Here is a 21,254-nt window from a genome sequence, read left to right on the forward strand (position 1 = left end):
CCTACTCCTCTCTTCCTAGGCATACAGGCTATCATGATTGGAGCGCGTCACGGCCGGTGGCGGTGTATGGAGAGACGGGGCGGATGGTTCTCACGCTCATACAGAACGTCGCGCTCGTGGTGATGCTGGGTACCGCGCAGCGATATCTCTCGCGCGTGCTCGACGCCCACCCCCGTCTCAGCGCGCTCGCGTCGGGCGTCCTCTACGGGTCGGTCGCCATCGTAGGGATGCTGATGCCGTTCCGGTTCGCGGAAGGCATCATCTACGATGGCCGCTCGATCGTGATGAGTCTGGCAGGGCTCTTCGGGGGCGCTCCGGTCGCGTTGATCGCCGGCACGCTGGCCGGCGCATACCGCGTGTTCCTCGGCGGCGCCGGGGTGGTCCCCGGCGTTGTGACGGTGGTGACCTCGGCGGCAGTGGGCGTTGCGCTCCGGCGGTTCAGCGGCGGACGCCTCACCTCGCTACGGATGATCGACCTGGTGTCGTTCGGCTTGGCGGTACACCTGCTGATGCTCGGCGTCCAGTACCTGCTCCTGCCGGCAGAAGTGGCGCTGCGTGTGGTGCGTGAAGTGGGACCCTTGCTTCTCACGCTGTTCCCGCTGGCCAACGCGATCGCCGCACGGATGATGATCGACCAGATGGACCGCGAGCGGGCGCGAGTGGAGCTTGCCGAAGAAAGCCGGCGGTTGCGCCTTGCGATGGCGGCGGCCGACGAGGGCGCGTGGCAGACCGACCTTGAGTCGGGCGTGTTCACGTTGTCGACCGAAGCCGCTCAGCTCCTGGGCCGTGGCGACGGACCTGTGTGCCTTGCTCCCGAGGAATGGTTGCGGGGGATGCATCCGGACGACCGTCCGGTGCATGCGGCGAGCCTGGGCGCGCTCATCCAGAGCCAGGAGGGTGAAGCGCCCCGTGTCTTCAGGTGGGAATACGCCAGTGGCCACTACCGTTGGTATCAGGTGCTCGGCGCTGTGAGCGATCGTGATGCCACGGGGACGCCGCTGAAGATATCCGGCGTCATCACCGACATCACCGAGATGAGGCTGGCGAACGATGCGGTGGAGCGCCGGGCGGTGGAGGCCGAACTGCTCGCCTCGGCGAGCGGGCGCCTGCTGCGCGCGAGAGATCGCGACGAGGTGTTCAGGATCGTCCACGACTTCTTCGCAGCGGTGTTCCCCGGGGATATCGTTCTGGTGAACGAGGTGGATGCCAGCGGTGACGCTCTGATCACCCGCGACGTCATCGGCGTGGATGCCGACCTCCTGCGTGCGGGGGAGCGCATCACCGGATGGACGGTCAAAGGGCGCACGTACCCGCTCATTCCCGCATATCGGAAGGTCCTCGTCGCCGGCAGGATGCAGCGCATCGAGGGCGGCCTCACGGAAGTGGCGAGCCGGGAGATCCCCCGCGCTGTGGCCGCCACGCTCGAGCGCACCTTCGGGATCACAGAGTTCTGGAGCGTTGGGATAGCCGACTCGTACGTGGCCTACGCGAGTGTCCATGTGCTCCGGCGCACGCAGGACCTGGAGATGCCACGCGGTGTGGTCGAGTCGTTCGCCAACCTCTGTTTCGTCACGTTCGCGCGCCTGTTCGTACAGCGATTGCTGCTGGACAGCGAGCAGCGATTCCGCGCCCTCATCGAGCAGACCGAGCAGGGCATCTCGGTAGGTCATCCCGATGGCAGGATGCTGGTGTACAACCGCGCGATGGAGGAGATCAGCGGCTTCAGCAGGGAGGAGGTCGAGCGGCGTGGTTGGTTCGACCTCGTGTACCCCTCGGCCGAGGCGAAGGACCGGGCGATGCGTCTGGCTGTGGAGGCGATAGAGGGCGGGCTGCCGTACGTCGAGGTCGAGATCACGCGCAAGGACGGCGACACGAGATGGGTGGCGGTCGCCACCACACCCGTGGTGGTGAGCGGCGAGACCTACAACATGTCGATCTTCACGGATATCACACAGCGCAGGGAGCGCGAACAGGAACTGCGTGAGAGCGAGGAGCGGTTCCGTACCCTCGTGGAAACGGCGCCCGTGGCGATATTCGTGCAGACCGACCGCCGCTTCGCGTATGCGAACCAGGCGGCGCTTCGCCTTTACGGCGCCAGGTCGGCTGCAGACCTCGTGGGCCAACCGGTCATGGATCGCTTCGGCACGGGCTTCCATGACGCGATAGACGAGCGCATCAGGGCGCTGAACGAGGACCGGGAATCTCAGCCGGCTATGGAGATGGTGCATGTGCGGCTCGACGGCACCGAGATCGATGTCGAGACCAGCGGCGCGCCGATCGTGTACGGGGGCCTGCCCGGCGCGGTGGTCTTCGTGAGAGACGTGACCGAGGCCAAGCGCGCGGCCGCCGAGCTCGCGCGGTATCGCCAGCACCTCGAGGACCTTGTGGCCGAACGCACCAGAGAACTCGAGGAGACGAACGCGGAACTCAAGCGTACGACCGAATCGAAGACCGCGTTCTTCGCACGGATGAGCCACGAGCTGCGCACGCCGCTCAACTCCATCATCGGCTTCTCGGCGGTGCTAAAGGACGGCGTGGCCGGTCCCCTCACTGAGGAGCAGGCTGCCGAGGTGGGGATGATCCACTCGGCCGGACGCCATCTGCTGTCGATCATCACGGACCTGCTCGACCTCACGCGGGTCGAGGCCGGCCGGATGAGCGTGGAGAGCGAGCGATTCGGGGTCAACGAGCTCGTCATGGAGGTGGCGGACATCCTGCGTCCTCTGGTGGAGGCCGCAGGACTCGAGTTACGGGTGGCTCCGCTGGATGAGGAGATGGAGATCGAGTCCGACCGGATGAAGGTCAAGCGGATCCTCCTCAACCTCGGCGGCAACGCCGTGAAGTTCACCGAGGAGGGCCACGTGGAACTGCGGGTGTCCGCGGATGACGGGAAGGCTATCCGGCTCTGCGTGTCCGATACGGGTCCGGGCATACGGGCCGACCTGGTCGCCAACATCTTCGAGCCGTTCACGCAGGGCGACGTGGCGTCGGGCGCTGTACCCGAGGGCACGGGACTCGGCCTGTCGATCTCACGGGAGCTCGCGCGGGTCCTTGGCGGAGATGTGGATGTGGCGAGCGAGGAAGGCGCGGGCTCCACGTTCACGCTCACGCTCCCGCGCTGACGGGGTGATACCGGGGCGGGTTCCGGTCTCTAGTGCGCGACTGTATGCAGGTCGAGCTTGACCTCCACGTCGGCCAGCAGCTTCTCCATGCTGTATCGGCTTGCCATCCACTGTGGGAGTCCTACCGACTTGGTCCCGTCGGGACGCTTCACCCAGACGGTGTGGCTCGCGTCGCACGAGATGCTGCATCCCGCCGAGCCGAACCGGCTCCTGCACGCCTCAAGGATGCCGCTGCCTCCATCGTCGTATTCGACGGGGGCCTCGAGCTCGGCCGTCTTGGCGTTCTGTAGGCGCTGGGGCGAGTTGTACATTCTCCACACTTCCGTTCGGTAGACCCGCAGAGTGCCGGACTCCCGCACAGGCCGCGCCGCGTGATCTGCAGCCAGGTGTGCCCGGGGATGTCGGCACTGATCGTTCGGAGAAACTCAAATATATCATGTCTTGTGAAACAATCGCAATCTGTGATGTAATCGTTCGCCGAACGGTTGCGTGCTCCATACGCGGCCACGAGCGAAAGGGTGCGCATGAGCGAGACGATCCGGGAGCGCGATGAGCGTGAGATCGTGCGCGGGCTCCACGCTGTCAACGAGGAGCTCCACAAGGTGAATCTCTCGGCATGGCTGGAGCTCGGTCTGCCAGCGGCGCAGCTCAAGGCGCTCGTCGCGATCGCAAGCGGCGATGGCCGCTCGATCACCGGACTCGCCGGTGAGCTCGGCATCGGCGAACCGGCAGCCAGCCAGGTGGTCGAGCAGCTGGTCAGGCGGGGGTACGTCAGCAGAGACGCCGACCCGGGCGACAGGCGCCGCGTGGTGGTCACCACCACGGAGCAGGGGAGCGAGCTCGTGTCCGGGTTGCGCCAGGGCAGACGGGAACATGTGCATCAATGGCTTGGCTCGCTGGACGATGATGACGTTCACGCGCTGGCCCGGGGCCTGGGCGCTCTCGCGCAAGCCGCCCGCAACGGCGGCGCTCTCTGAGGCCTACGGACGCACCATGGCTCTGAGCGGCCCGAACAGCCCTTCGTCCGACCACTCACGCCAGACGAAGTAGGCGAGCAGCGCTCCTCCGGCGATATCGATCGAGTAGTGTCCGCGTGAGACGAGCATGGTGATCGCCATCACCCCGAGCAGGGCCACACCCGTTGTGTGCAGACGCGGCGCTTCGCGGCGGCCCACGAGCAGCAGGAGCAGCACGACCACGGCGGTATGCCCCGACGGGAACAGGCCGTTCTCGAACAGCGGGAACGGAAGCACCGAGCCTGCCCGGTCGTGCGCCAGCGGGGTGAGCATGGTAAGCGCGGCGCGCAGCAGGTACATGAGCGCGACCGACGCGACGTACTCGGGAATGTGCGCGGGGTGACGCCTGATCAGCCGGGCCCCGAGCATGAGGAGAAGCGCGACCATCGCCGCCAGCGTGAGGTAGCTTGCGGCAGGCACGTGCGGCAGGACCTCGTAGGCGAGGTCGGGAGCGGCGGGGCGGTCGGGAAAGCGTGATGCGATGACCCGGCTGGCAGCTTCCGTGGCGATGACGGCAGCAGCGGCCATGACCGACACGACCGCGGTGCGCCGTATGAGATCACGGGAGGCCACTGGCATCAGGCCCGTATGCCGAACCCGCTCAGCCCCACGGGTTCCTCCCACGTGACCGCGACGTCACCCACCACCGCGTGGGCCGGCCCCTCGTGGCACCAGGCGATCATACGCTCCACCGGTACCCGGTCACCTTCAAGCACGGCTTCCACCCCCTGAGCGGTGTTGCGGACCCAGCCGTCGATGCCGAGCAGCCGGGCTTCCTCCGCGGCGCTCGCCCTGTAATAGACACCCTGCACGACGCCGGTGATGCTCAGATGCGCCCTCACGCGGCGCCCGGGATCCTGTGGCGGTCCACCCATCTCGAGCCCTCCATGACGATGCGCCCGCTCTGCGGCTCAGCCCAGCAGTGCGGCGATCGCATATCCGGCGGCCATGAGCACGTTGACCCCCAGGAGAGCCTGCACGTTCGCGCCCAGCGCCGGGATGAGCTCCTCGAACCCATCGTACTCCCTGATCGCGATCGTGACCGCCTTGGCTGCCGGCACGGCGGCAACCAGCGCCAGCAGCACCCACGGCGTGAGGATGCCGGTCACCACGCCGATGACGATGACGACGAACGCCGCGGCCTCGGCCACCGCGTAGAGCCAGCGCGCGCGGCGCTTGCCCAGGAGCACCACCATGTGGTGACGGCCTCCTGCGGTGTCGGCAGTCGTGTCAGGGAACTCGTTCAGGAGCAGGAGGTTGTAGGTGAGCAGCGTGGCAGGGATCCCGGAGACCCAGGCTGCCGTGTCGAAGCCTCCCGTGATCAGGAAGTACGTGCCGACGACAGGCAGGATGCCCAGGCCCGCACCGGCCATGATCTCGCCCAGGCCCGTCCGGGTGAACACCGGCGTGTAGAGGACCACGAGCACCGCGCCCACCAGCCCGATGATCAGCAGCTCCCACCCGGCCGCCCAGGCGAGATACAGCCCGATGGCGGAGCCTGCCAGGAGTGTGCCGATGCCGAGTATGAGCGCCTCGCGCGGCTCCAGGTCCCTGGCGGGAAGCATGCCGCTCCCGCCCGAGAACGGTGTCTGCACGGTGTCGTGATCGATGCCGCTCCTCGTCCAGTCGTGCCAGTCGTTCAAGACGTTGACGCTCGCCTGCAACAGGATGAGTCCGATCGCCGCGAGGATCGAGCGTCCGATGTGGATCGAGCCGTGCCACGCCGCCAGTGCCGAACCATGCACGACCAGAACGAGCGCGAGCGTGAGGAACTGAGGTCGCGTCTCCAGAACGTACTTCTTGAACACCCGGGAGCCCCCCTCCACGATGTGCACCGTATCAGGACAGTAGACACGAACGCGCAGCGTGCCGCAACATCCCGCGACGGTTTCCGCTACCATCTGGACATCGTGTGAGCGGACCATTGGAGAGCGATGCTCGGACTTAAGGAGTTGCTCGGAGGCAAGTTGAAGTTCGCGCTGATCGCGACTGCGATCACGCTGGTCGTCTCGCTAATCATGGTCACCACGGCGATGTCGGAGGGGCTGCTCACCGGGATGTCCGGTGCGAAGTCCTCGCTCGACGCCGACGCGCTCGTGTTCCAGAAGGACACCTATCCCACCTTCGAGCGCAGCATACTCTCCGCTGCCGACATGGACGTCGTCGCCGGCACGCAGGGCGTGGCCGACGCGTACGGGGTGGGTCACACCTACGCCTCCGTGGGATCGGTCTCCGATCCGTTCGATGTGCGCGTGTTCGGTCTCGGCAGCCGATTCGGCCAACTGCCGATCATCGAGGGCACGGGGGACGTAGGCCCGGGGGAGGCGGTGCTCGACGAGACCGCCCGGCTCGAGGGGGTCGAGATCGGGGACACGATCGTCCTGACACCGGTGGATGCCGAACTCGTGGTGGTGGGATTCACCGAGGGACGGCGGTACGTGATGGTCCCCACGGTATGGGTCGACCTTCCCACCTGGCAGGAGCTGCATGTGGCCTCCGTGCTCGGCCGCGTGGCCGATGAAGGCGGATCGGATCCTGTGGCGGCCGCGAGGATGGCCGAGGAGTTCGAGGGGAGCGCGTCGGTGGCAGCGATCACCCTGGAGGACGGTGTGACGATCGAGGACGTCCAGGCCCGCCTCGGCAGTGAATACACCGTTGCGGGGCCGGTCGAGGCTGCGCGTGCGGGCAACGGCATGCCGGAGATGATCATGGCCATGGCCGGCATCCAGGGCGTCTCCGTGGTCATCGGCGCTCTTCTCGTGGGTGTCTTCTTCTACATCACCACGCTTCACAAGACCTCGCAGATCGCCGCGATAAAGGCGATCGGGGCGTCCAACGCGTTCCTCTATCGCGACCTGCTCCTGCAGATCACCGTGCTGGTGGCCGTTGCCACAGCGGCTGGCACGCTTCTGGCCCTGGGCGTAGGGGCCGGGATGCCGCCGATGATGGCGTTCGACCCCGACCCGGGCAGATGGGCGGTGGCGGTGGCCGCGGTCTTCGGTACGGCCTACCTTGGCAGTCTGTTCTCGCTCAGGAGCATCCTCAAAGTGGACCCGGCAACGGCCCTCGGCCGCACCTCGGCATAGGGGGCGACATGCTGCAGATACGGAACATCACCAAGAGATACGGCACCGGCCGGACGCAGGTGACGGCGCTCGACGACGTCTCCTTCTCGCTCGGCAGAGGCAGGCTGCTCGCGCTGCTCGGTCCTTCCGGCTCGGGCAAGACCACCCTCATCTCGATCATCGCGGGCCTGCTCACCCCCACCTCGGGCGAGATCGTCATCGGCGGGCATCCGGTGCATCTCCGCACCGTCAGGGAGGCGGCCAGGTTCCGGCGCGAGAACATCGGGATCGTGTTCCAGGAGCACCACCTGGTGCCCTACCTGACCGCGCGTGACAACCTGCTGCTGGTACCGCATCTTTCGGGGCGGGTACGGCAGGAGCACCGGGACCGCGCGGACGAACTGCTCGCGTCGTTCGACCTCACCGACCGGGCGTCGCACCGGCCCGCGCTCCTCTCCGGCGGTGAGCGTCAGCGCGTCGCGATAGCGCGCGCCCTGATGAACGTCCCGGAGATCATGCTCGTGGACGAGCCGACCGCGAGCCTCGACACGGAGCGTGGCTTCCAGGTGGTGGAGATGCTGAAGCGCCAGGTCCACGACCGGGCGATGACCTGCGTGATGGTGACCCATGATCCCCGGATGGCCGCGCATGCGGACGAGCAACTGACCATCCGGGACGGCAGGGTCGTCGCTTCGTGACGAAGGCGGGCGCGTGCGGGCGCGGCGGATCCAGCGAGCCTTCCGCCCTCATCGAGATCGTGCACGGTGCGGAGTGCATCCCCTGTGAGGTGCTACGCACCGATCGGCGCACGCTCGCTCTCACCATCTCGCCCGACGGCACTGTACGGGCGCGCGCCCCGAGGCGCATGCCTCTCCGGGATATCGAGCGGTTCGCGCGGTCGAGGGCGGGGTGGCTGACCAGGAAGCGTGCGGAGATCGCCGCGCGTGGAGGACACGTGCGTGAGCCGCTGAGCCCCGCCGAGATCGAGCGCGCCCGGGGTCTCTTCAGAGAGCGATACGACGCGTGCTGGGCGCACTTCGCGGCGCCCGGGGAGGACAAGCCGCCGCTCCGTCTTCGTGAGATGCGGTCACGGTGGGGGAGCTTCGCCCCCTCGGGCAGGATCACGCTCAATACGTGCCTCGTGCGCGTTCCTGTGGAGTGCCTCGACTACGTGATCTTCCACGAGTTGTGCCACCTGCGCGAGCGCGGTCACGGACCCCGGTTCTACGCGCAGCTCGAGCGGTACGTACCGGAATGGCGCGAGCGCAGGCGGCAACTGCGGGGACTATCGTGACCCGCTGCGCACCATCGTGCGGTACGCTTGGCGCTGGTGGATCAGTGTCGACACGATAGGCAGGATGATGCCCGGCCCCGTGAAGCGCCTGTTGCTGGGCGACCCTCTGCACAACCGTGACGCGATGCGGCAGCGACTGAGCAACCCGGTTGCGCTCGCGGTGTTCTCGAGCGACGCGCTCTCGTCGGTGGCATACGCGCCGGGCGAGATCATGCTGATGCTCGCTCTCGCGGGCGCGGGTGCGCTGAGCTTCACGCTGCCGGTCGCCGCGGGGATCGGGATCCTGCTCGTGGTGGTGGTGCTCTCGTACCGCCAGACCATCCGGGCGTACCCGGGTGGCGGAGGCTCGTACATCGTGGCCAAGGAGAACCTTGGCACCGTTCCGGGGCTGGTGGCCGGCGCCGCGCTCCTGGTGGACTACACGCTGACCGTGGCCGTCTCGATCTCGGCCGCAGTGGCGGCTATCACCTCGGCGTTCCCCGGTCTGCTGCGCTACACGGTGCCGATCGCGGTGGCCCTCGTGGTTGCGCTGGCCGTCGCGAACCTTCGGGGGACCCGGGAATCGGGTGCCCTGTTCGCTGGCCCCACGTTCGTCTTCATCGCTCTGATGGGGGTGATGATCGCCGTGGGGTTGGTACGTTTCGCTCTCGGTCAGCCGTTCACCGTTCCCGCACCGGGCGACCCCGTGGAGGCGGTGCAGTCGCTGACGCTGTTCCTCGTGCTGAAGGCCTTCGCGTCCGGATGCACCGCGATGACGGGCATCGAGGCGATAGCTAACGGCGCGCAGGCGTTCCGGCAGCCCGAAGAGCGTAATGCCGCGACAACGCTCACGTGGATGGCGGCTATCCTTCTGTTCCTGTTCCTCGGCACGGTGGCGCTCTCCCGGCTTGCCGGGGTCCAGCCTTCCGAGACCGAGACGGTGATCAGCCAGCTGTCCCGGTCGATGTTCGGCACGGGATGGCTGTACTACGTGATCTCGGCGAGCGTCGCCACGATCCTGGTGCTCGCGGCGAACACCGCCTACGCGGACTTCCCGCGGCTCTCGTCGCTCGTGGCGGACGACGACTTCCTGCCGCATCAGCTCCGTGACCGGGGACACCGGCTGGTGTTCAGCAACGGGATCATCCTGCTAACCATCGCGGCCGCCGTGCTGCTGATGGCGTTCGGTGGTGTGACCACGCGTCTGATCCCGCTGTACGCGATAGGGGTGTTCCTGTCGTTCACCCTCTCGCAGGCCGGCATGATCCGCCACCATCTGCGGGTACGAGAGCCCGGGTGGCAGCGCTCCTTGGCTCTGCCGGCCCTGGGGGCCGTTGCCACGGGCGTGGTGACACTGGTAGTGGCTGTGGCCAAGTTCGCGCAAGGCGCGTGGGTCGTGATCATCCTGATCCCGGCGATCGTAGGGGGCTTCCTGTGGGTCCGCGCGCAGTACGACCGCGTGCGACGCGATCTTGCCATCAGACCCGACGAGTACGCCGATCTCGACTGGCAGTCGTACAACCGGATGCACAACCACGTGGTCGTCCTCGTGAAGGCGATCGACCGGCGGCTCATCCGCGCACTCCGCTATGCGCGCAGCCTCAAGGCCGATCGGATCGAAGCGGTCTACGTGGACATCGACGGCACGGCCGATGAGTTCCGCGGGCGATGGGATGCAGCGGGCTTCGGCATCAAGCTCACCATCATCGACTCGCCGTACCGGGAGATCCTCGCGCCGATCATGGGCCACATCAGGTCCGTTCCTCGGCCGACGAGCGACCACGTGGTCACGGTGATACTGCCCGAGTACGCAGCGGAGAACGTGGGGGACGCGGTGCTCCACGACCAGACATCGCTGTTCCTGAAGCAGCAGCTCTTCGGCGAGCCCGGCGTGATACTCACCGATGTGCCGTACCGCATCGACGAACCATGCACGCCGCTCTCGTGCGCGATTCCGCCGGACAGGTCTGAAGCCGCCGACTGATCGGGCCGTCGCCCGGTGGGACATCCGGCCATCCTCAGCCGGCGTCGCTCCCGCCTCGCGCCTCGGGCACCGTCTTGCCGGTGCCGAGCGCTTCGAGGACCGCTGCGCTGTCCATGGCTCCCTGGACGAGGATCAGGAGCTGGTCGCCGGCTTCAAGGCGGGTCTCGCCTCTGGCCGCGCGGACGCCGCCGCCGGCGGCGATCACCGCCATCACGGTGACGTTGGCGGGGAGCGCGATGTCGGCGAGCGTCTTGCCCACGGCTTCCGCATCCTCCGGGAGCCGCACCTCATCGACCTGGACGTCGTCCGCCTGGAGATCGAGCAGCGGTACGACATCGCCGAACACAAGGTCGCGGCCGATGAGTCCGTAGAGCATCGCGGGTGAGGACACCGCCACGTCCACACCCCACTCCTTGTCGAAGAGCCATTCGTTGAGGGGGTGGTTGACGCGCGCGTAGACCGTGCCGCCTTCGAGCACCTTCGTGAGCATGGCGACCACGAGGTTGTCTTCGTCGTCACCGGTCACGGCGATCACCATGTCGGAGTCGCTCACGTCCGCCGATTCGAGGACCTCGGGCTCGCAGGCGTCGCCGTGTATCGTGTCCACCTCGGGCAGTGCCGACCTGAGCACGTCCACACGCTCCCGGCGCTGCTCGATGAGCACCACGGTGTGCTCGCGATGCAGCCGCTCGGCGAGGTACGCCCCTGTCTTGCCGCCGCCCACTATCACGATCCGCATCGCGTCCTCCTCAGTCCAGGTCGAGGAGCTTCTTGAGCTCCGGGAGGGCGTCGCGCGTCACGGTGATGCTCAGCCTGTCGCCCTTGATGAGTTCCATGCGCGGCTCCGCGAGGTGCGCCACGCCATCACGGACGACCGCCGATATCGAGAACTTCCCGGGATAGTCGACGTTGCTCACCATCTTGCCCGTGAGCTGCGTGGACGCATCGGCGGTGATGGTCACCACCTCGCCTCCACCGTATGCCGCACGTATCTTGACCTCGGGCTCCAGAATGCTGGCCAGCAGCATGGCGCTCGACCAGTTGACGCCGGAGACGGTGGGGATGCCGAAGCGCTCGTAGATCACCGCCCGGTGGGGGTCGAAGATGCGTGCCACCACGCAGGGGACGCCGAACCGCTCACGCGCCACACGGGCGCTCACGATGTTGCTGTTATCACCGCTCGTGACCGCTGCGTACGCCCCGGCGTGCCGGATCCCGGCTTTCTCGAGTGTCGAGCGGTCGAAGACCTCACCGGTGATCCGCCGGCCCTTGATGTCATGACCAGCCTCGGCGAAAGCTTCCGCATTGCGGTCGATCACCGCCACCGAATGCCCGTGCTCCTCCAGCATGAACGCGAGGAAGCGGCCCACGCGCCCGTATCCGCCGATGACGACATGCATGTGTGCTCCCGGGGTCCGATCGGGCCTGAGCGCCCGGCTCCGCGTACGACAATGCTACCCCTCACGCCCGGACCAGCCAAACCATGCCGACGGGATTACCGCCTTTCACGTGCGGGTACGAAGTCTCATCGCCCACTGCCTCTCGTGTCGTGGGCGGGGGGATACGCCGCACGAGCGCCGGTGCACGCAGGCACCATCGTGCGGCCCCGTCGGGGAGGTGAACCGGCATGAAGAGGCGTACCCGCCCCCTCGTCTTCGCTGCGATCGCTCTGGCGTTCGTGCTCTCAACGAGCACGATGGCCTGGGCGCACGGCGGTAGCGGAGGCGACCCAGGGTGGGGATGGCTCGATGCGCCCGGCATCGAGCAGGGCGCTCCGTGGTCGGGCGTCCATCCGTAGGAGGACCGGGGTTCCGATGATGCGCGGCTACGCGGTGCTGTTAGAGAAGGAGCAGCACCGCGTACGTCGCATAGGCGGCGGTGAGCACCGCGCCCGCGCGGCGGCCGATGCGGCCGTTCCTTACCAGTAGCGGCACGAGCACGAGAGCCGCTCCCGTCATCACCCACACATCGACACAAGCGATGCTCTCGGCCACGCCGATGGGACGCACCATGGCGGTCGTGCCGATGATGAGCAAAGCATTGAAGATGTTGCTGCCGAGGACGTTGCCTACGGCGACGTCGGAGTGCCCGCGGAACGCGGCCGCGATGCTTGTGGCGAGCTCGGGCAGCGAAGTGCCTACGGCAACGAGGGTGAGGCCGATCACCGTCTCCGGAACGCCGAACGTTCGGGCGATGCCGGTCGCTCCTGTGATCAGGAGGTCCGATCCGACAACGAGCGCACCGAGGCCGAGCGCGATGTAGAGGATGCCGAGCCACAGACTTCCCGGCCCCTCGAACTCCTCGCCCTCGTGCTCGTGCAGCTCCGCAGACGGGGCAGGCTTCTCCCTGAGCTCCGTTCGATACGAGTAGTAGGTGTAGCCCACGAGCCCGAGGACCAGGAACAGGCCGATCGGGCGGGTGATGAGTCCGGTCAGAGACACGGCCGCCAGCACCAGCATGGCTCCGACCATCACCAGCGTGTCACGCTTCACCTCGGCGGGCTTCACCACGATCGGGGCGATGAGCGCGGAGATCCCGAGGACCGCAAGCACGTTGAAGATGTTGCTGCCTACGACGTTGCCGATGGCGATGTCGGCGTTGCCCTGAAGCGCCGCGCTCACGCTCACGAGGAGCTCCGGCGCGGAGGTGCCAGCCGCCACGACGGTGAGCCCGATGAGCAGCGACGACAGGCCGAACCTGCGGGCCACGGACACGGCGCCGCGGACGAGGCCCTCGCCGCCGCCGAAGAGCAGCACGAATCCGAGTATGGCGGCGAGGTACATGTTCACGGGCGTCGGTCTCCCTGGCGTGGCCTAGACGGCTTCGTCGAGCTCTTCTGCGAATTGGCTATTGTACAGGTCCGCGTAGAATCCGCCAGCAGCCATCAGGCCGTCGTGCGTGCCCTGCTCCACGATCGCCCCTTCGTTCATCACGAGTATGAGGTCGGCATCGCGGATGGTGGAGAGCCTGTGGGCTATCACGAAGCTCGTGCGCCCCTTCATCAACCGCTCCATCGCCTCCTGGATGAGCGCTTCGGTGCGCGTGTCCACCGAGCTGGTCGCCTCATCGAGGATGAGGATCGGCGGGTCGGCCACGAAGGCGCGCGCGATCGTCAGGAGCTGTCGCTGTCCTTGCGAGATGTTGGAGCTGTCGTCGTTGAGCTCCGTCTCGTAACCGTCGGGGAGGGTGCGGACGAAGTGGTCCACGTGGGCGGCGTCGGCGGCGCGCATCAGTTCGACCTCATCTACCTCGTCACGACCGTAGGCGAGGTTCTCACGGATCGTGCCTTTGAACAGCCACGTGTCCTGCAGCACCATGCCGAAGGCCGTGCGCAGGTCGTCGCGCGTCATGTCGCGTGTATCCACACCGTCGATCAGGATGGCACCGTCCTGCAGCTCGTAGAAGCGCATCAGCAGGTTGACGAGCGTGGTCTTGCCGGCGCCCGTGGGGCCCACGATGGCGACCGTCTGCCCCGGCAGGGCCTCGAGGCTGAGGCCTTCTATGAGTCCGGTGTCCTCGGTGTAGCTGAACGTGACGTCCCGGAACTCGACGTGGCCACGGACATCCGTGAGGCGTGTCGGAGCGGTGGTCTCGGCCACCTCCTCGGGGGCGTCAAGCAGCTCGAACACGCGCTCGGCCGAAGCGACCGCCGACTGCAACACGTTGGCCGCCGATGCGGTCTGGACGATCGGCTGGTTGAACTGCCGCGAGTACTGGATGAACGCCTGGACATCGCCCAGGCTGAGCTGGCCGTTCGCGACCCTGAGTCCGCCGATGATCGCCACTCCCACGTAGTTCAGGTTGTTGAGGAAGTGGAGCGAGGGATGGATCGTGCTTGAGATGAACTGGGCACGGAAGGACGCGTCGTACAGCCCCTCGTTCTCGCGGTCGAACACCTCGATGGCCTCGGCTTGTCTGCCGAAGACCTTCACGATGCCGTGACCCGTGAACATCTCCTCCACGTGTCCGTTGAGGCTCCCCGTACGCTCCCACTGCGCCGCGAACTGCGTGCGGGACCGGCGTGCTATCAGCACCGTCACCACGAGCGAGGCGGGGATGACGAGCAGCGATATGGCCGAGAGGAGCGGGCTCACCCAGAGCATCATGCCGAGGACGCCCACGATCGTGAGGACCGAGTTGAGGATCTGCGCGGCCTGCTGCTGCAGGGTCTGCGCGATGTTGTCGATGTCGTTGGTGACGCGGGAGAGCGTGTCACCGCGGGAGTTCTGGTCGAAGTACGTGAGCGGGAGCCTGGCGAGCTTCTCGTCGACCTGCTTGCGCATGTTGTAGATGGTCCGCTGGGTAACGCCCGCCATGATGTACGCCTGGCCCCAGCTGAAGGCGGAGGCGAGCAGGTAGACGCCTGCGAGGATCGACAGCAGTCGCGCCACCATGCCGAAGTCGACGCCTTCGCCCACCGTGACGTCCATGCCGGACAACATGTCCGCGAGCTGCTCGGCCTGGTCGGCCTCCGAATCCTGGCCGCTCGCCCGTAGCTGTTCGACGCCCGCGCGCAGCATGGCTACCGCTTCTTCGCTGGTGGCGCCTTCGGGGAGCCGTTCGGCCATCGCGGTGCCGATGACGCCCTCGAACAGCACGTTCGTGGCCGAGCCGAGGATACGCGGCCCCGCTACCATGCCGGCCACGCTCAGCGCGGTGAGCAGGAACACGAGCACGAGCTTCGTCGCCTCTGGCCTCAGGTAGCCGGCGAGCCGCTTGAGCGATCCCTTGAAGTCCTTGGTGGAGGCGCTGCCGGCCATCAGCCCGTGGCCTCCCGGTCCCATCATCGGTCCACGCGGGCCCCGTCCGGGACCGGGGGCGGGAGCGCCGCCGCTCTGTCGCTCGGTGCCGGCGCTCATGCGACCTCCTCCTCGGTCATCTGGCTACTGACGATCTCACCGTAGGTGGGGCAGCAGCCAAGGAGCTGGTCATGGGTGCCCATGCCTACCACGCGGCCCTCCTCGAGAACGACGATGAGGTCCGCGTGCATGATCGTGCTGACGCGCTGCGCCACGATGATGACCGTCGCGTCGGCTGTGTCGCGGGAGAGCGCAGCGCGCAGCGCCGCGTCCGTCTTGAAGTCGAGCGCGGAGAAGCTGTCGTCGAAGACGTAGACCGACGGGCGCTTGACGAGCGCCCGCGCGATGGCCAGGCGCTGGCGCTGGCCGCCGGAGACGTTGGTGCCCCCCTGCGTGATCGGGGCGTCGAGACCGTCCTCGAGCGCGGCGACGAACCCCTTGCCCTGCGCGATCCCCAGTGCGTGCCAGAGTTCCTCGTCGGTGGCCTCATCGCGTCCGTACCTGAGGTTGCTCGCCACCGTCCCGCTGAACAGGAACGCCTTCTGCGGGATGAACCCGATGCGCCGCCACAACTCGGCCTGCGCCATGTCGCGCACGTCGACGCCATCCACCAGGAGCTGACCGCCGGTGACGTCGTAGAAGCGCGGGATCAGGTTGACGAGCGTGGACTTGCCGCTGCCGGTGCTTCCCACGATGGCGGTCGTCTTGCCTGGCTCGGCGGTGAACGACACGCCCGCGAGCACGGGCGCCTCGGCCCCCGGATACCGGAACTCGACGTCGCGGAACTCCACGACGCCCCGGTCGGTCGTCGGCACGAGCGGCTCAGCGGGGTCGGCGAGCCCGCTCTGAGTGTCGAGGACCTCGTTGATGCGCTCGGCCGAAGCCGCCGCCCGCGGGACCATCACGAACATGAACGCGGCCATCATCACCGACATCAGGATCTGCATGATGTATGTCAGGAAGGCTGTGAGGTTGCCGATCGGCATCGCGCCGCTGTCGATGCGCAGCCCGCCGAACCACATCGTGGCCACGAGCGTCAGGTTCATGATCGCCATGACCGCTGGCATCATCAGCGCGAAGAGTCGGCCTACCGCGAGCATGGTCTCGGAGAGCTCGCGGTTGGCCACGTCGAAGCGCTGTTCTTCGTAGCGCGTGCGGACGAAGGCGCGGATCACGCGGATACCCGCGAGCTTCTCACGCATCACCTGGTTCACGCGGTCGACGCGCTTCTGCATGGTCTTGAACAACGGCATCGCGTTGCGCGCGAGGAATCCCAGAACGACCGCGAGAAGCGGGATCACCACCACGATGATGAGGGAGAGGGGGGCGTCCTGCCGAATGGCCATGATCACGCCTCCCACCGCCATGAACGGCGCCATCACCATGACGTTGAGCCCCATGACCACGAGCATCTGGATCTGCTGGACGTCGTTCGTGGTGCGCGTGATGAGCGATGGCGCGCCGAAGCGGTTCATCTCGGCCAGGGAGAAGCTCTGCACGGTGCGGAAGATGTCATGCCGCAGATCGCGGCCGAACGCCATCGCGGTGCGCGCGCCCCAGTAGACGCTGATGATGGAGATCACGCCCAGGACGAGCGCCACGCCGAGCATCACCGCGCCTTCGCGCATGATGAACGCCGTGTCTCCCTTGGCGACGCCGTCGTTGATGATGTTCGCGTTGAGGTCGGGGAGGTAGAGGTTGGCGAGCGCCTGAAGCAGCACCAACGCCATCACCAGCACGATCTGCGCGCGGTACGGCCTGAGGAATCTGACAAGCCTCATGAACGGCCCCCTTCTATCTCTCGGAGCTGTTGGACGGCGTGCTCGTTGAGGAGCGAGAGCAGACGCAGCAGTTCGTGTCGGTCGTCCTCCTGCAGCCGGCCGATGGTCGTCATGATCACGTCCGCGTGCACCATCCGCATGCGCCCGGCCAGCTCCAGGCCGCGTGGCGTGAGATGCACCCGCGTCACTCGCTGGTCGTGCTCGTCGGTGCGACGCTCGATGGCTCCGGCCGTCTCCATACGCTGCAGCATCGTGGTGACTGTGGGACGTGACACATGGAGCACGTCGGCAAGCTCGCTCGGGCTCATGCCGTCGTGATGCGAGAGGGCCAGGAGGCAGCCGGCCTGGCCGGGATGCGACTCCTCGCCTGACAGGCTCATGGCCATGAGATGGCGGTTGAGCACCATCGAACGCTTGAACGCCTTGAAGACGTCCATGGAAAGGGGGTCGACGCCTTCGAGTCCCACGCTGAACGGATCGTGGGGCGGATGGTGGGGATGCATGTGATGCGTCATGGGGGCTCCCGTGTGGCTGTCGTGCGGCGTGCATATGGTTAGGTGACTAATAGTTAGGGCGCTAATCTAACCTCTCACGGGATCCGGCGCAAGGCGCGGAGGGTGACGGCTGCGTTACACTCGCAGGAGCTGTCTGATCCGCTCTGTGAAGGGACCATCATGGACAGGGAGTTCATCGCATCCGAGATCACCGCCGCTCTGCGCGCGCACGACAAGCCGCGTCTCTCGATCCTCCGCCAGGTGAAGAACGAGATCGACATCAAGGAGAAGGAAGAGCGTCGCGAACTCACGCCCGAGGAGGTCGTGTCGGCACTCAAGAAGGTTCTCAAGCAGACGGGCGAGACGCTTGAGGGGTCGATCAAGGTCGGCACGGATGAAGAGCGTTCAGCCCTGCTCGCCGGTCAGGTGGCGATCCTTGAGGGATACCTTCCGGAGCAGGTCACGGGCGAGGCGCTGGAAGCGGTGGTCGCGCGCGTGCTCGAGGCCGAGGGTATCACCGAGAAGCGGGAGATGGGCCGCGCGATCGGGCTTGTGAGCGCCGAGTGCGGCGGGAACTGTGACAAGGCCGAGGTGGCGCGCATCGTCGGCGGAAGGCTCGGGTGATCGCATGGACCTCGTGGCGGATCACGTAGGCATCGTGGTGAGCGATCTGGAGCGATCCAAGTCGTTCTACCGCGCTCTCGGCTTCACCGACGGCGACGAGCGGGTGATGGCCGACAAGACGCTTTCGTTCATGCACCTCGGCGATCTGGCGATCGAGCTCTTCGCGTACGACGACACTGTGCCGGCACACGAACTGCCCGAGCGCATGCTCGGCTTCAAGCACCTCGCGTTCGAGACGCAGGACATCGACGCCGCCTACGAGGAGTTGCGCCGGGCGGGCGTCATCGGCGAGGACATAGCCATACGCGAGATGCCCGGAGGGTGGCGGCTGTTGTTCTTCCCGGACCCTGATGGGATGGAGATCGAGCTCAAACAGGCGTGACGGCCGACGGCCGTCCCATCGGGTGGCCGTCTGCGGCTCTCAGCCCGTGACGGCGCCGTTCCGCGAGCGGCCGAACACGGCATGCCAGAAGACGCGGTCGGCAAGCAGCAACGCCGCGCCCACGCCCAGGTAGATCGCGCCGAGGATCCCCGCCCCGATCTGATCGGGAGCCACAACGAGCCGACGGAGCGCCATCCCGCCGCCCATCATGAGTGCGACGAAACCCCAGGAGCGGAGCGAGAAGAAGCCCGGCAGCCATGCCCGGCCCCGCCCGCGGATGCGCTCCACGGCACGCTCGGCCACCCCCTCGAGCATGTATCGCGACTTGATGACGCCGAGGGCGAGGCCGGCGGCGAGCGCCCAGGCGTGCCAGGAGCGGCCCTGGATGTATCCGGCGCCGCGGACGAGCAGGATGCTGGCCCCGATCAGCCACATGACCGCTCCCGCCACGAGCTGCATGCGCACGCCGGCCAGCGGCCAGAGCGGTCGCCGTGCCAGCGGTTCGTTCTCGCGGTGCCCGGTCATGCGGTGCCTTTCCAAAGCGGCGTACCCGGCGTCGAGGTGCAAGCCCGATGCCAGCAGCCACGCCTCGTGGCATAGTAACCGAGGAAGACCGTTTCGCCGAGGAGGTCGTGATGGAGCCACTCGTACCGGGCGTCTACTCCGAGGTCGGCAGGTTGCGCACCGTGCTCGTCCACCGGCCGGGGGTCGCGCTCGAGCGGCTCACACCCGAGAACCGTGCCGACTTCCTCTTCGACGACGTAGTGTGGGTGGAGCGCGCCGCCGCCGAGCACGATGCGTTCGTGGAGCTGCTGCGGTCGCGGGACGTCGAGGTGCTCTATCTGCAGCAGATGCTCGCCGATGCGCTCGAGGCCTCCGCCGAGGCTCGTGACGAGGCTGTCTCGAGCGCGGTCTCCTCGTATACCGTGGGCCTCTCGCTCGTCTCCGAGCTTCGCTCGTACCTCCGGCAGCTGGACCCCGCCCGGCTGGCCGAGGTGCTCGTGGGCGGGCTGCTCGGCTCGGAGATCGAGGGTGTGGACCTGGCGTCGTTGCGGAGACGGTCGCTCGGCGCGGTCCTCGCAGACCCGGACAGCTTCGTGCTGCCCCCGCTGCCGAACACCATCTTCACCCGTGACTCGAGCGCCTGGCTGTACGGCGGCGTGGTGCTTCCGCCGCTCTTCTGGGCGGCCCGGCGCATGGAGGTCGTCCTCGTCTCACTGATCTACCGGTTCCACCCGCGGTTCGTCCCGGCGGGGTTCCGGTTCTGGTATCCGCCGTCCGGGGACACGGCCCGTTTCCCGCTCGAGGACTTCAGCCAGGGGTCGTCGCTCGAAGGCGGGGACGTGATGCCCATCGGTAACGGGACGGTCCTGATAGGCCTGGGCGAGCGCTCTACAGGGCGCATGGTGGAGCATGTCGCCTCGGCGCTGTTCGAGGCGGGCGAAGCCGAGCGTGTCATCGTCTGCCGCATGACCCAGCAGCGCGCGTACATGCACCTGGACACGGTGCTTACCTTCGTGGACCACGACGCCGTGACGATCTTCCCGCCGGTCATCGACGATATGCAGGTCTTCAGCGTGCGACCGGGCTCCCGTCCCGACGAGTTCGAGGTAGCCGAGGAGACCGGCGTGCTCGAGGCGTGCGCCGACGCGCTCGGCGTGGCGCGTGTCCGAACGATAGAGACGGGTGGCGACCGGTTCCAGTCGGCGCGGGAGCAGTGGGACGACGCGAACAACGTGGTCGCGCTCGAGCCCGGCGTGGTGGTGGCGTACTCCAAGAACGTGCACACCAACGCGAAGCTTCGCGCCGCGGGGATCGAGGTCCTCGAGATCGAGGGGTCCGAGCTGGGCAAGGGCAGGGGCGGAGGACACTGCATGACGTGTCCTATCGTCCGCGACGCGGTGAGGTGAGCGGGATGGATGTCACGAAGCCGGGACCCCTCACGAACCCGACCCTGGAAGTGATCGCGCGGCGCTCTTCCACGCGGACCTACGACCCCGCTCCGCTCACGGCCGATGAGCGGCAGGCGATCCTGCACGCCGCGCTCCGCGCGCCGACGGCGGGCAACATGGTGCTCTACTCGGTCATCGATGTGGAGGGCGCGGCGGTCAAGGAGCGTCTCGCGACCCTCTGCGACGACCAGCCCTTCATCGCCACGGCGCCGTGGGTGCTCCTGTTCGTGGCCGACTGGCAGAAGTGGACCGATCTGTTCGCGGCAAGCCCGGTCGCCGAGGTGGATGCCGAGGCGCACAGGTCGGCCGTGGGACCCGGCGACCTCATGCTGGCGTGCGCCGACGCGATCATCGCGGCGCAGACGGCCGTGATCGCCGCCGAGTCGCTCGGCATCGGATCGTGCTACATCGGCGACATCATCGAGAACGGCGAGGAAGTCGCCGACCTGCTGGAGCTTCCGGCCCATACGTTCCCCGCGGCGATGGTGTGCTTCGGGCGACCGCGCAAGCGCCGGGAGCCCATCGGCCGCTATGGGCGGAATCTCATCCACCGCTACCGGCGCATGACGGACGCCGAGGTCGCCGAGGTCGCCGAGGCCACCCGCGAACTGGGTGAGATGCACGCGCCGTCGGGACTTCCGGCAGGTGTGACCGACTACGCCCAGGCGGTCTACCGCCGCAAGTTCGCATCATCGTTCATGGCCGAGATGAACCGCTCGGCGGCGTGGTGGATCGATCGCTGGATGCACGGCGAGCGGTGAG

General features: G+C 67.2%; 22 protein-coding genes. 11 read left to right on the forward strand and 11 right to left on the reverse strand.

Annotation, left to right across the window (positions count from 1 at the left end):
* Positions 1–83 precede the first annotated feature (83 nt).
* Positions 84–3,122 (forward strand): PAS domain S-box protein, encoded by a 3,039-nt coding sequence (locus MSB02_RS09610; RefSeq protein WP_267195026.1) that lies wholly within the window; start codon positions 84–86, stop codon positions 3,120–3,122.
* A 29-nt stretch (positions 3,123–3,151) separates the two neighbouring features.
* On the opposite strand, the gene MSB02_RS09615 is transcribed toward MSB02_RS09610, so the two are convergent.
* On the reverse strand, positions 3,152–3,433 hold the full coding sequence (locus MSB02_RS09615) for a hypothetical protein (RefSeq protein ID WP_267195027.1): 282 nt from the start codon (positions 3,431–3,433) through the stop codon (positions 3,152–3,154).
* A 213-nt stretch (positions 3,434–3,646) separates the two neighbouring features.
* Here MSB02_RS09615 and MSB02_RS09620 point away from each other — a divergent pair, with 213 nt between their 5' ends.
* Positions 3,647–4,099, forward strand: coding sequence for a MarR family winged helix-turn-helix transcriptional regulator (locus tag MSB02_RS09620; protein ID WP_267195028.1), 453 nt, complete (start codon positions 3,647–3,649; stop codon positions 4,097–4,099).
* 3 nt (positions 4,100–4,102) lie between these two features.
* Here the strand turns inward: MSB02_RS09620 and MSB02_RS09625 are convergent, their stop codons facing one another.
* The 3 genes from MSB02_RS09625 to MSB02_RS09635 are packed head-to-tail and all read right to left on the reverse strand — an operon-like array spanning position 4,103 to position 6,039.
* The gene (locus MSB02_RS09625) at positions 4,103–4,717 is read right to left on the reverse strand and encodes a phosphatase PAP2-related protein (RefSeq protein WP_267195029.1); all 615 of its coding nucleotides are present in this window, start codon (positions 4,715–4,717) and stop codon (positions 4,103–4,105) included.
* Positions 4,717–5,013 (reverse strand): acylphosphatase, encoded by a 297-nt coding sequence (locus MSB02_RS09630; RefSeq protein ID WP_267195030.1) that lies wholly within the window; start codon positions 5,011–5,013, stop codon positions 4,717–4,719. Before MSB02_RS09630 ends, MSB02_RS09625 begins: the two co-directional genes overlap by 1 nt.
* Positions 5,014–5,049: 36 nt before the next feature.
* On the reverse strand, positions 5,050–6,039 hold the full coding sequence (locus tag MSB02_RS09635) for a prenyltransferase (protein WP_267195031.1): 990 nt from the start codon (positions 6,037–6,039) through the stop codon (positions 5,050–5,052).
* Positions 6,040–6,072: 33 nt separating this feature from the next.
* Here MSB02_RS09635 and MSB02_RS09640 point away from each other — a divergent pair, with 33 nt between their 5' ends.
* The 4 genes from MSB02_RS09640 to MSB02_RS09655 all read left to right on the forward strand — a co-directional run bounded on the left by MSB02_RS09640 (position 6,073) and on the right by MSB02_RS09655 (position 10,460).
* Complete coding sequence (locus tag MSB02_RS09640) at positions 6,073–7,224, forward strand: ABC transporter permease (protein WP_267195032.1); 1,152 nt, start codon at positions 6,073–6,075, stop codon at positions 7,222–7,224.
* Between the two features lie 8 nt (positions 7,225–7,232).
* Positions 7,233–7,901 (forward strand): ABC transporter ATP-binding protein, encoded by a 669-nt coding sequence (locus MSB02_RS09645; protein WP_267195033.1) that lies wholly within the window; start codon positions 7,233–7,235, stop codon positions 7,899–7,901.
* Positions 7,898–8,497: a M48 family metallopeptidase gene (locus tag MSB02_RS09650; RefSeq protein WP_267195034.1), complete on the forward strand. Its 600-nt coding sequence runs from the start codon at positions 7,898–7,900 to the stop codon at positions 8,495–8,497. Before MSB02_RS09645 ends, MSB02_RS09650 begins: the two co-directional genes overlap by 4 nt.
* A gap of 79 nt (positions 8,498–8,576) precedes the next feature.
* Positions 8,577–10,460 carry an APC family permease gene (locus MSB02_RS09655; RefSeq protein ID WP_267195035.1) on the forward strand — a complete coding sequence of 628 codons (1,884 nt, stop codon included), beginning with the start codon at positions 8,577–8,579 and terminating at the stop codon, positions 10,458–10,460.
* 34 nt (positions 10,461–10,494) lie between these two features.
* On the opposite strand, the gene MSB02_RS09660 is transcribed toward MSB02_RS09655, so the two are convergent.
* Together MSB02_RS09660 and MSB02_RS09665 are read right to left on the reverse strand one after the other, a co-directional pair.
* Positions 10,495–11,199, reverse strand: a complete 705-nt coding sequence (locus MSB02_RS09660) for a potassium channel family protein (RefSeq protein WP_267195036.1) — start codon at positions 11,197–11,199, stop codon at positions 10,495–10,497.
* A 10-nt stretch (positions 11,200–11,209) separates the two neighbouring features.
* A complete protein-coding gene (locus MSB02_RS09665) occupies positions 11,210–11,860 on the reverse strand; it encodes a potassium channel family protein (RefSeq protein WP_267195037.1) in 651 nt (216 codons plus the stop codon).
* Positions 11,861–12,087: 227 nt separating this feature from the next.
* On the opposite strand from MSB02_RS09665, the gene MSB02_RS09670 reads away from it, so the two are divergent.
* Positions 12,088–12,258 carry a hypothetical protein gene (locus tag MSB02_RS09670; RefSeq protein ID WP_267195038.1) on the forward strand — a complete coding sequence of 57 codons (171 nt, stop codon included), beginning with the start codon at positions 12,088–12,090 and terminating at the stop codon, positions 12,256–12,258.
* A gap of 40 nt (positions 12,259–12,298) precedes the next feature.
* Here the strand turns inward: MSB02_RS09670 and MSB02_RS09675 are convergent, their stop codons facing one another.
* Genes MSB02_RS09675 through MSB02_RS09690 form a run of 4 tightly spaced genes read right to left on the reverse strand, consistent with a single transcriptional unit; the run spans position 12,299 to position 17,555 of the window.
* A complete protein-coding gene (locus MSB02_RS09675; RefSeq protein WP_267195196.1) occupies positions 12,299–13,243 on the reverse strand; it encodes a calcium/sodium antiporter in 945 nt (314 codons plus the stop codon).
* A gap of 30 nt (positions 13,244–13,273) precedes the next feature.
* Positions 13,274–15,319, reverse strand: a complete 2,046-nt coding sequence (locus MSB02_RS09680) for an ABC transporter ATP-binding protein (protein ID WP_267195039.1) — start codon at positions 15,317–15,319, stop codon at positions 13,274–13,276.
* A complete protein-coding gene (locus tag MSB02_RS09685) occupies positions 15,316–17,040 on the reverse strand; it encodes an ABC transporter ATP-binding protein (RefSeq protein WP_267195040.1) in 1,725 nt (574 codons plus the stop codon). The genes MSB02_RS09680 and MSB02_RS09685 overlap by 4 nt, the downstream gene beginning before the upstream one ends.
* On the reverse strand, positions 17,037–17,555 hold the full coding sequence (locus MSB02_RS09690) for a MarR family winged helix-turn-helix transcriptional regulator (protein ID WP_052515578.1): 519 nt from the start codon (positions 17,553–17,555) through the stop codon (positions 17,037–17,039). The genes MSB02_RS09685 and MSB02_RS09690 overlap by 4 nt, the downstream gene beginning before the upstream one ends.
* Positions 17,556–17,714: 159 nt before the next feature.
* On the opposite strand from MSB02_RS09690, the gene MSB02_RS09695 reads away from it, so the two are divergent.
* Entirely contained in the window at positions 17,715–18,158 is a 444-nt protein-coding gene (locus MSB02_RS09695; RefSeq protein WP_267195041.1) for a GatB/YqeY domain-containing protein, read from the forward strand.
* Between the two features lie 4 nt (positions 18,159–18,162).
* Positions 18,163–18,540, forward strand: coding sequence for a VOC family protein (locus tag MSB02_RS09700; protein WP_267195042.1), 378 nt, complete (start codon positions 18,163–18,165; stop codon positions 18,538–18,540).
* A 39-nt stretch (positions 18,541–18,579) separates the two neighbouring features.
* On the opposite strand, the gene MSB02_RS09705 is transcribed toward MSB02_RS09700, so the two are convergent.
* Entirely contained in the window at positions 18,580–19,065 is a 486-nt protein-coding gene (locus tag MSB02_RS09705) for a hypothetical protein (protein ID WP_267195043.1), read from the reverse strand.
* Positions 19,066–19,112: 47 nt separating this feature from the next.
* Between MSB02_RS09705 and MSB02_RS09710 the strand changes: the two genes are divergently transcribed.
* Together MSB02_RS09710 and MSB02_RS09715 are read left to right on the forward strand one after the other, a co-directional pair.
* Positions 19,113–20,450 carry an arginine deiminase gene (locus tag MSB02_RS09710; RefSeq protein ID WP_323748529.1) on the forward strand — a complete coding sequence of 446 codons (1,338 nt, stop codon included), beginning with the start codon at positions 19,113–19,115 and terminating at the stop codon, positions 20,448–20,450.
* Positions 20,451–20,455: 5 nt separating this feature from the next.
* Entirely contained in the window at positions 20,456–21,253 is a 798-nt protein-coding gene (locus tag MSB02_RS09715) for a nitroreductase family protein (RefSeq protein WP_267195044.1), read from the forward strand.
* Position 21,254: the final 1 nt, after the last annotated feature.

It is taken from the genome of Anaerosoma tenue (genome assembly GCF_023161965.1).
In the GTDB taxonomy this organism is placed as follows: Bacteria; Actinomycetota; Coriobacteriia; order Anaerosomatales; family Anaerosomataceae; genus Anaerosoma; species Anaerosoma tenue.

Coding starts and splice junctions, on each gene's coding strand:
- MSB02_RS09660 (WP_267195036.1), bottom strand. CDS start 11,199: ATGCGGATCGTGATAGTGGGCGGCGGCAAGACAGGGGCGTACCTCGCC.
- MSB02_RS09645 (WP_267195033.1), top strand. CDS start 7,233: ATGCTGCAGATACGGAACATCACCAAGAGATACGGCACCGGCCGGACG.
- MSB02_RS09715 (WP_267195044.1), top strand. CDS start 20,456: ATGGATGTCACGAAGCCGGGACCCCTCACGAACCCGACCCTGGAAGTG.
- MSB02_RS09665 (WP_267195037.1), bottom strand. CDS start 11,860: ATGCATGTCGTCATCGGCGGATACGGGCGCGTGGGCCGCTTCCTCGCG.
- MSB02_RS09690 (WP_052515578.1), bottom strand. CDS start 17,555: ATGACGCATCACATGCATCCCCACCATCCGCCCCACGATCCGTTCAGC.
- MSB02_RS09685 (WP_267195040.1), bottom strand. CDS start 17,040: ATGAGGCTTGTCAGATTCCTCAGGCCGTACCGCGCGCAGATCGTGCTG.
- MSB02_RS09610 (WP_267195026.1), top strand. CDS start 84: ATGGTTCTCACGCTCATACAGAACGTCGCGCTCGTGGTGATGCTGGGT.
- MSB02_RS09635 (WP_267195031.1), bottom strand. CDS start 6,039: ATGGTAGCGGAAACCGTCGCGGGATGTTGCGGCACGCTGCGCGTTCGT.
- MSB02_RS09680 (WP_267195039.1), bottom strand. CDS start 15,319: ATGAGCGCCGGCACCGAGCGACAGAGCGGCGGCGCTCCCGCCCCCGGT.
- MSB02_RS09615 (WP_267195027.1), bottom strand. CDS start 3,433: ATGTACAACTCGCCCCAGCGCCTACAGAACGCCAAGACGGCCGAGCTC.
- MSB02_RS09670 (WP_267195038.1), top strand. CDS start 12,088: ATGAAGAGGCGTACCCGCCCCCTCGTCTTCGCTGCGATCGCTCTGGCG.
- MSB02_RS09700 (WP_267195042.1), top strand. CDS start 18,163: ATGGACCTCGTGGCGGATCACGTAGGCATCGTGGTGAGCGATCTGGAG.
- MSB02_RS09710 (WP_323748529.1), top strand. CDS start 19,113: ATGCCAGCAGCCACGCCTCGTGGCATAGTAACCGAGGAAGACCGTTTC.
- MSB02_RS09675 (WP_267195196.1), bottom strand. CDS start 13,243: ATGTACCTCGCCGCCATACTCGGATTCGTGCTGCTCTTCGGCGGCGGC.
- MSB02_RS09630 (WP_267195030.1), bottom strand. CDS start 5,013: ATGGGTGGACCGCCACAGGATCCCGGGCGCCGCGTGAGGGCGCATCTG.
- MSB02_RS09640 (WP_267195032.1), top strand. CDS start 6,073: ATGCTCGGACTTAAGGAGTTGCTCGGAGGCAAGTTGAAGTTCGCGCTG.
- MSB02_RS09705 (WP_267195043.1), bottom strand. CDS start 19,065: ATGACCGGGCACCGCGAGAACGAACCGCTGGCACGGCGACCGCTCTGG.
- MSB02_RS09695 (WP_267195041.1), top strand. CDS start 17,715: ATGGACAGGGAGTTCATCGCATCCGAGATCACCGCCGCTCTGCGCGCG.
- MSB02_RS09620 (WP_267195028.1), top strand. CDS start 3,647: ATGAGCGAGACGATCCGGGAGCGCGATGAGCGTGAGATCGTGCGCGGG.
- MSB02_RS09625 (WP_267195029.1), bottom strand. CDS start 4,717: ATGCCAGTGGCCTCCCGTGATCTCATACGGCGCACCGCGGTCGTGTCG.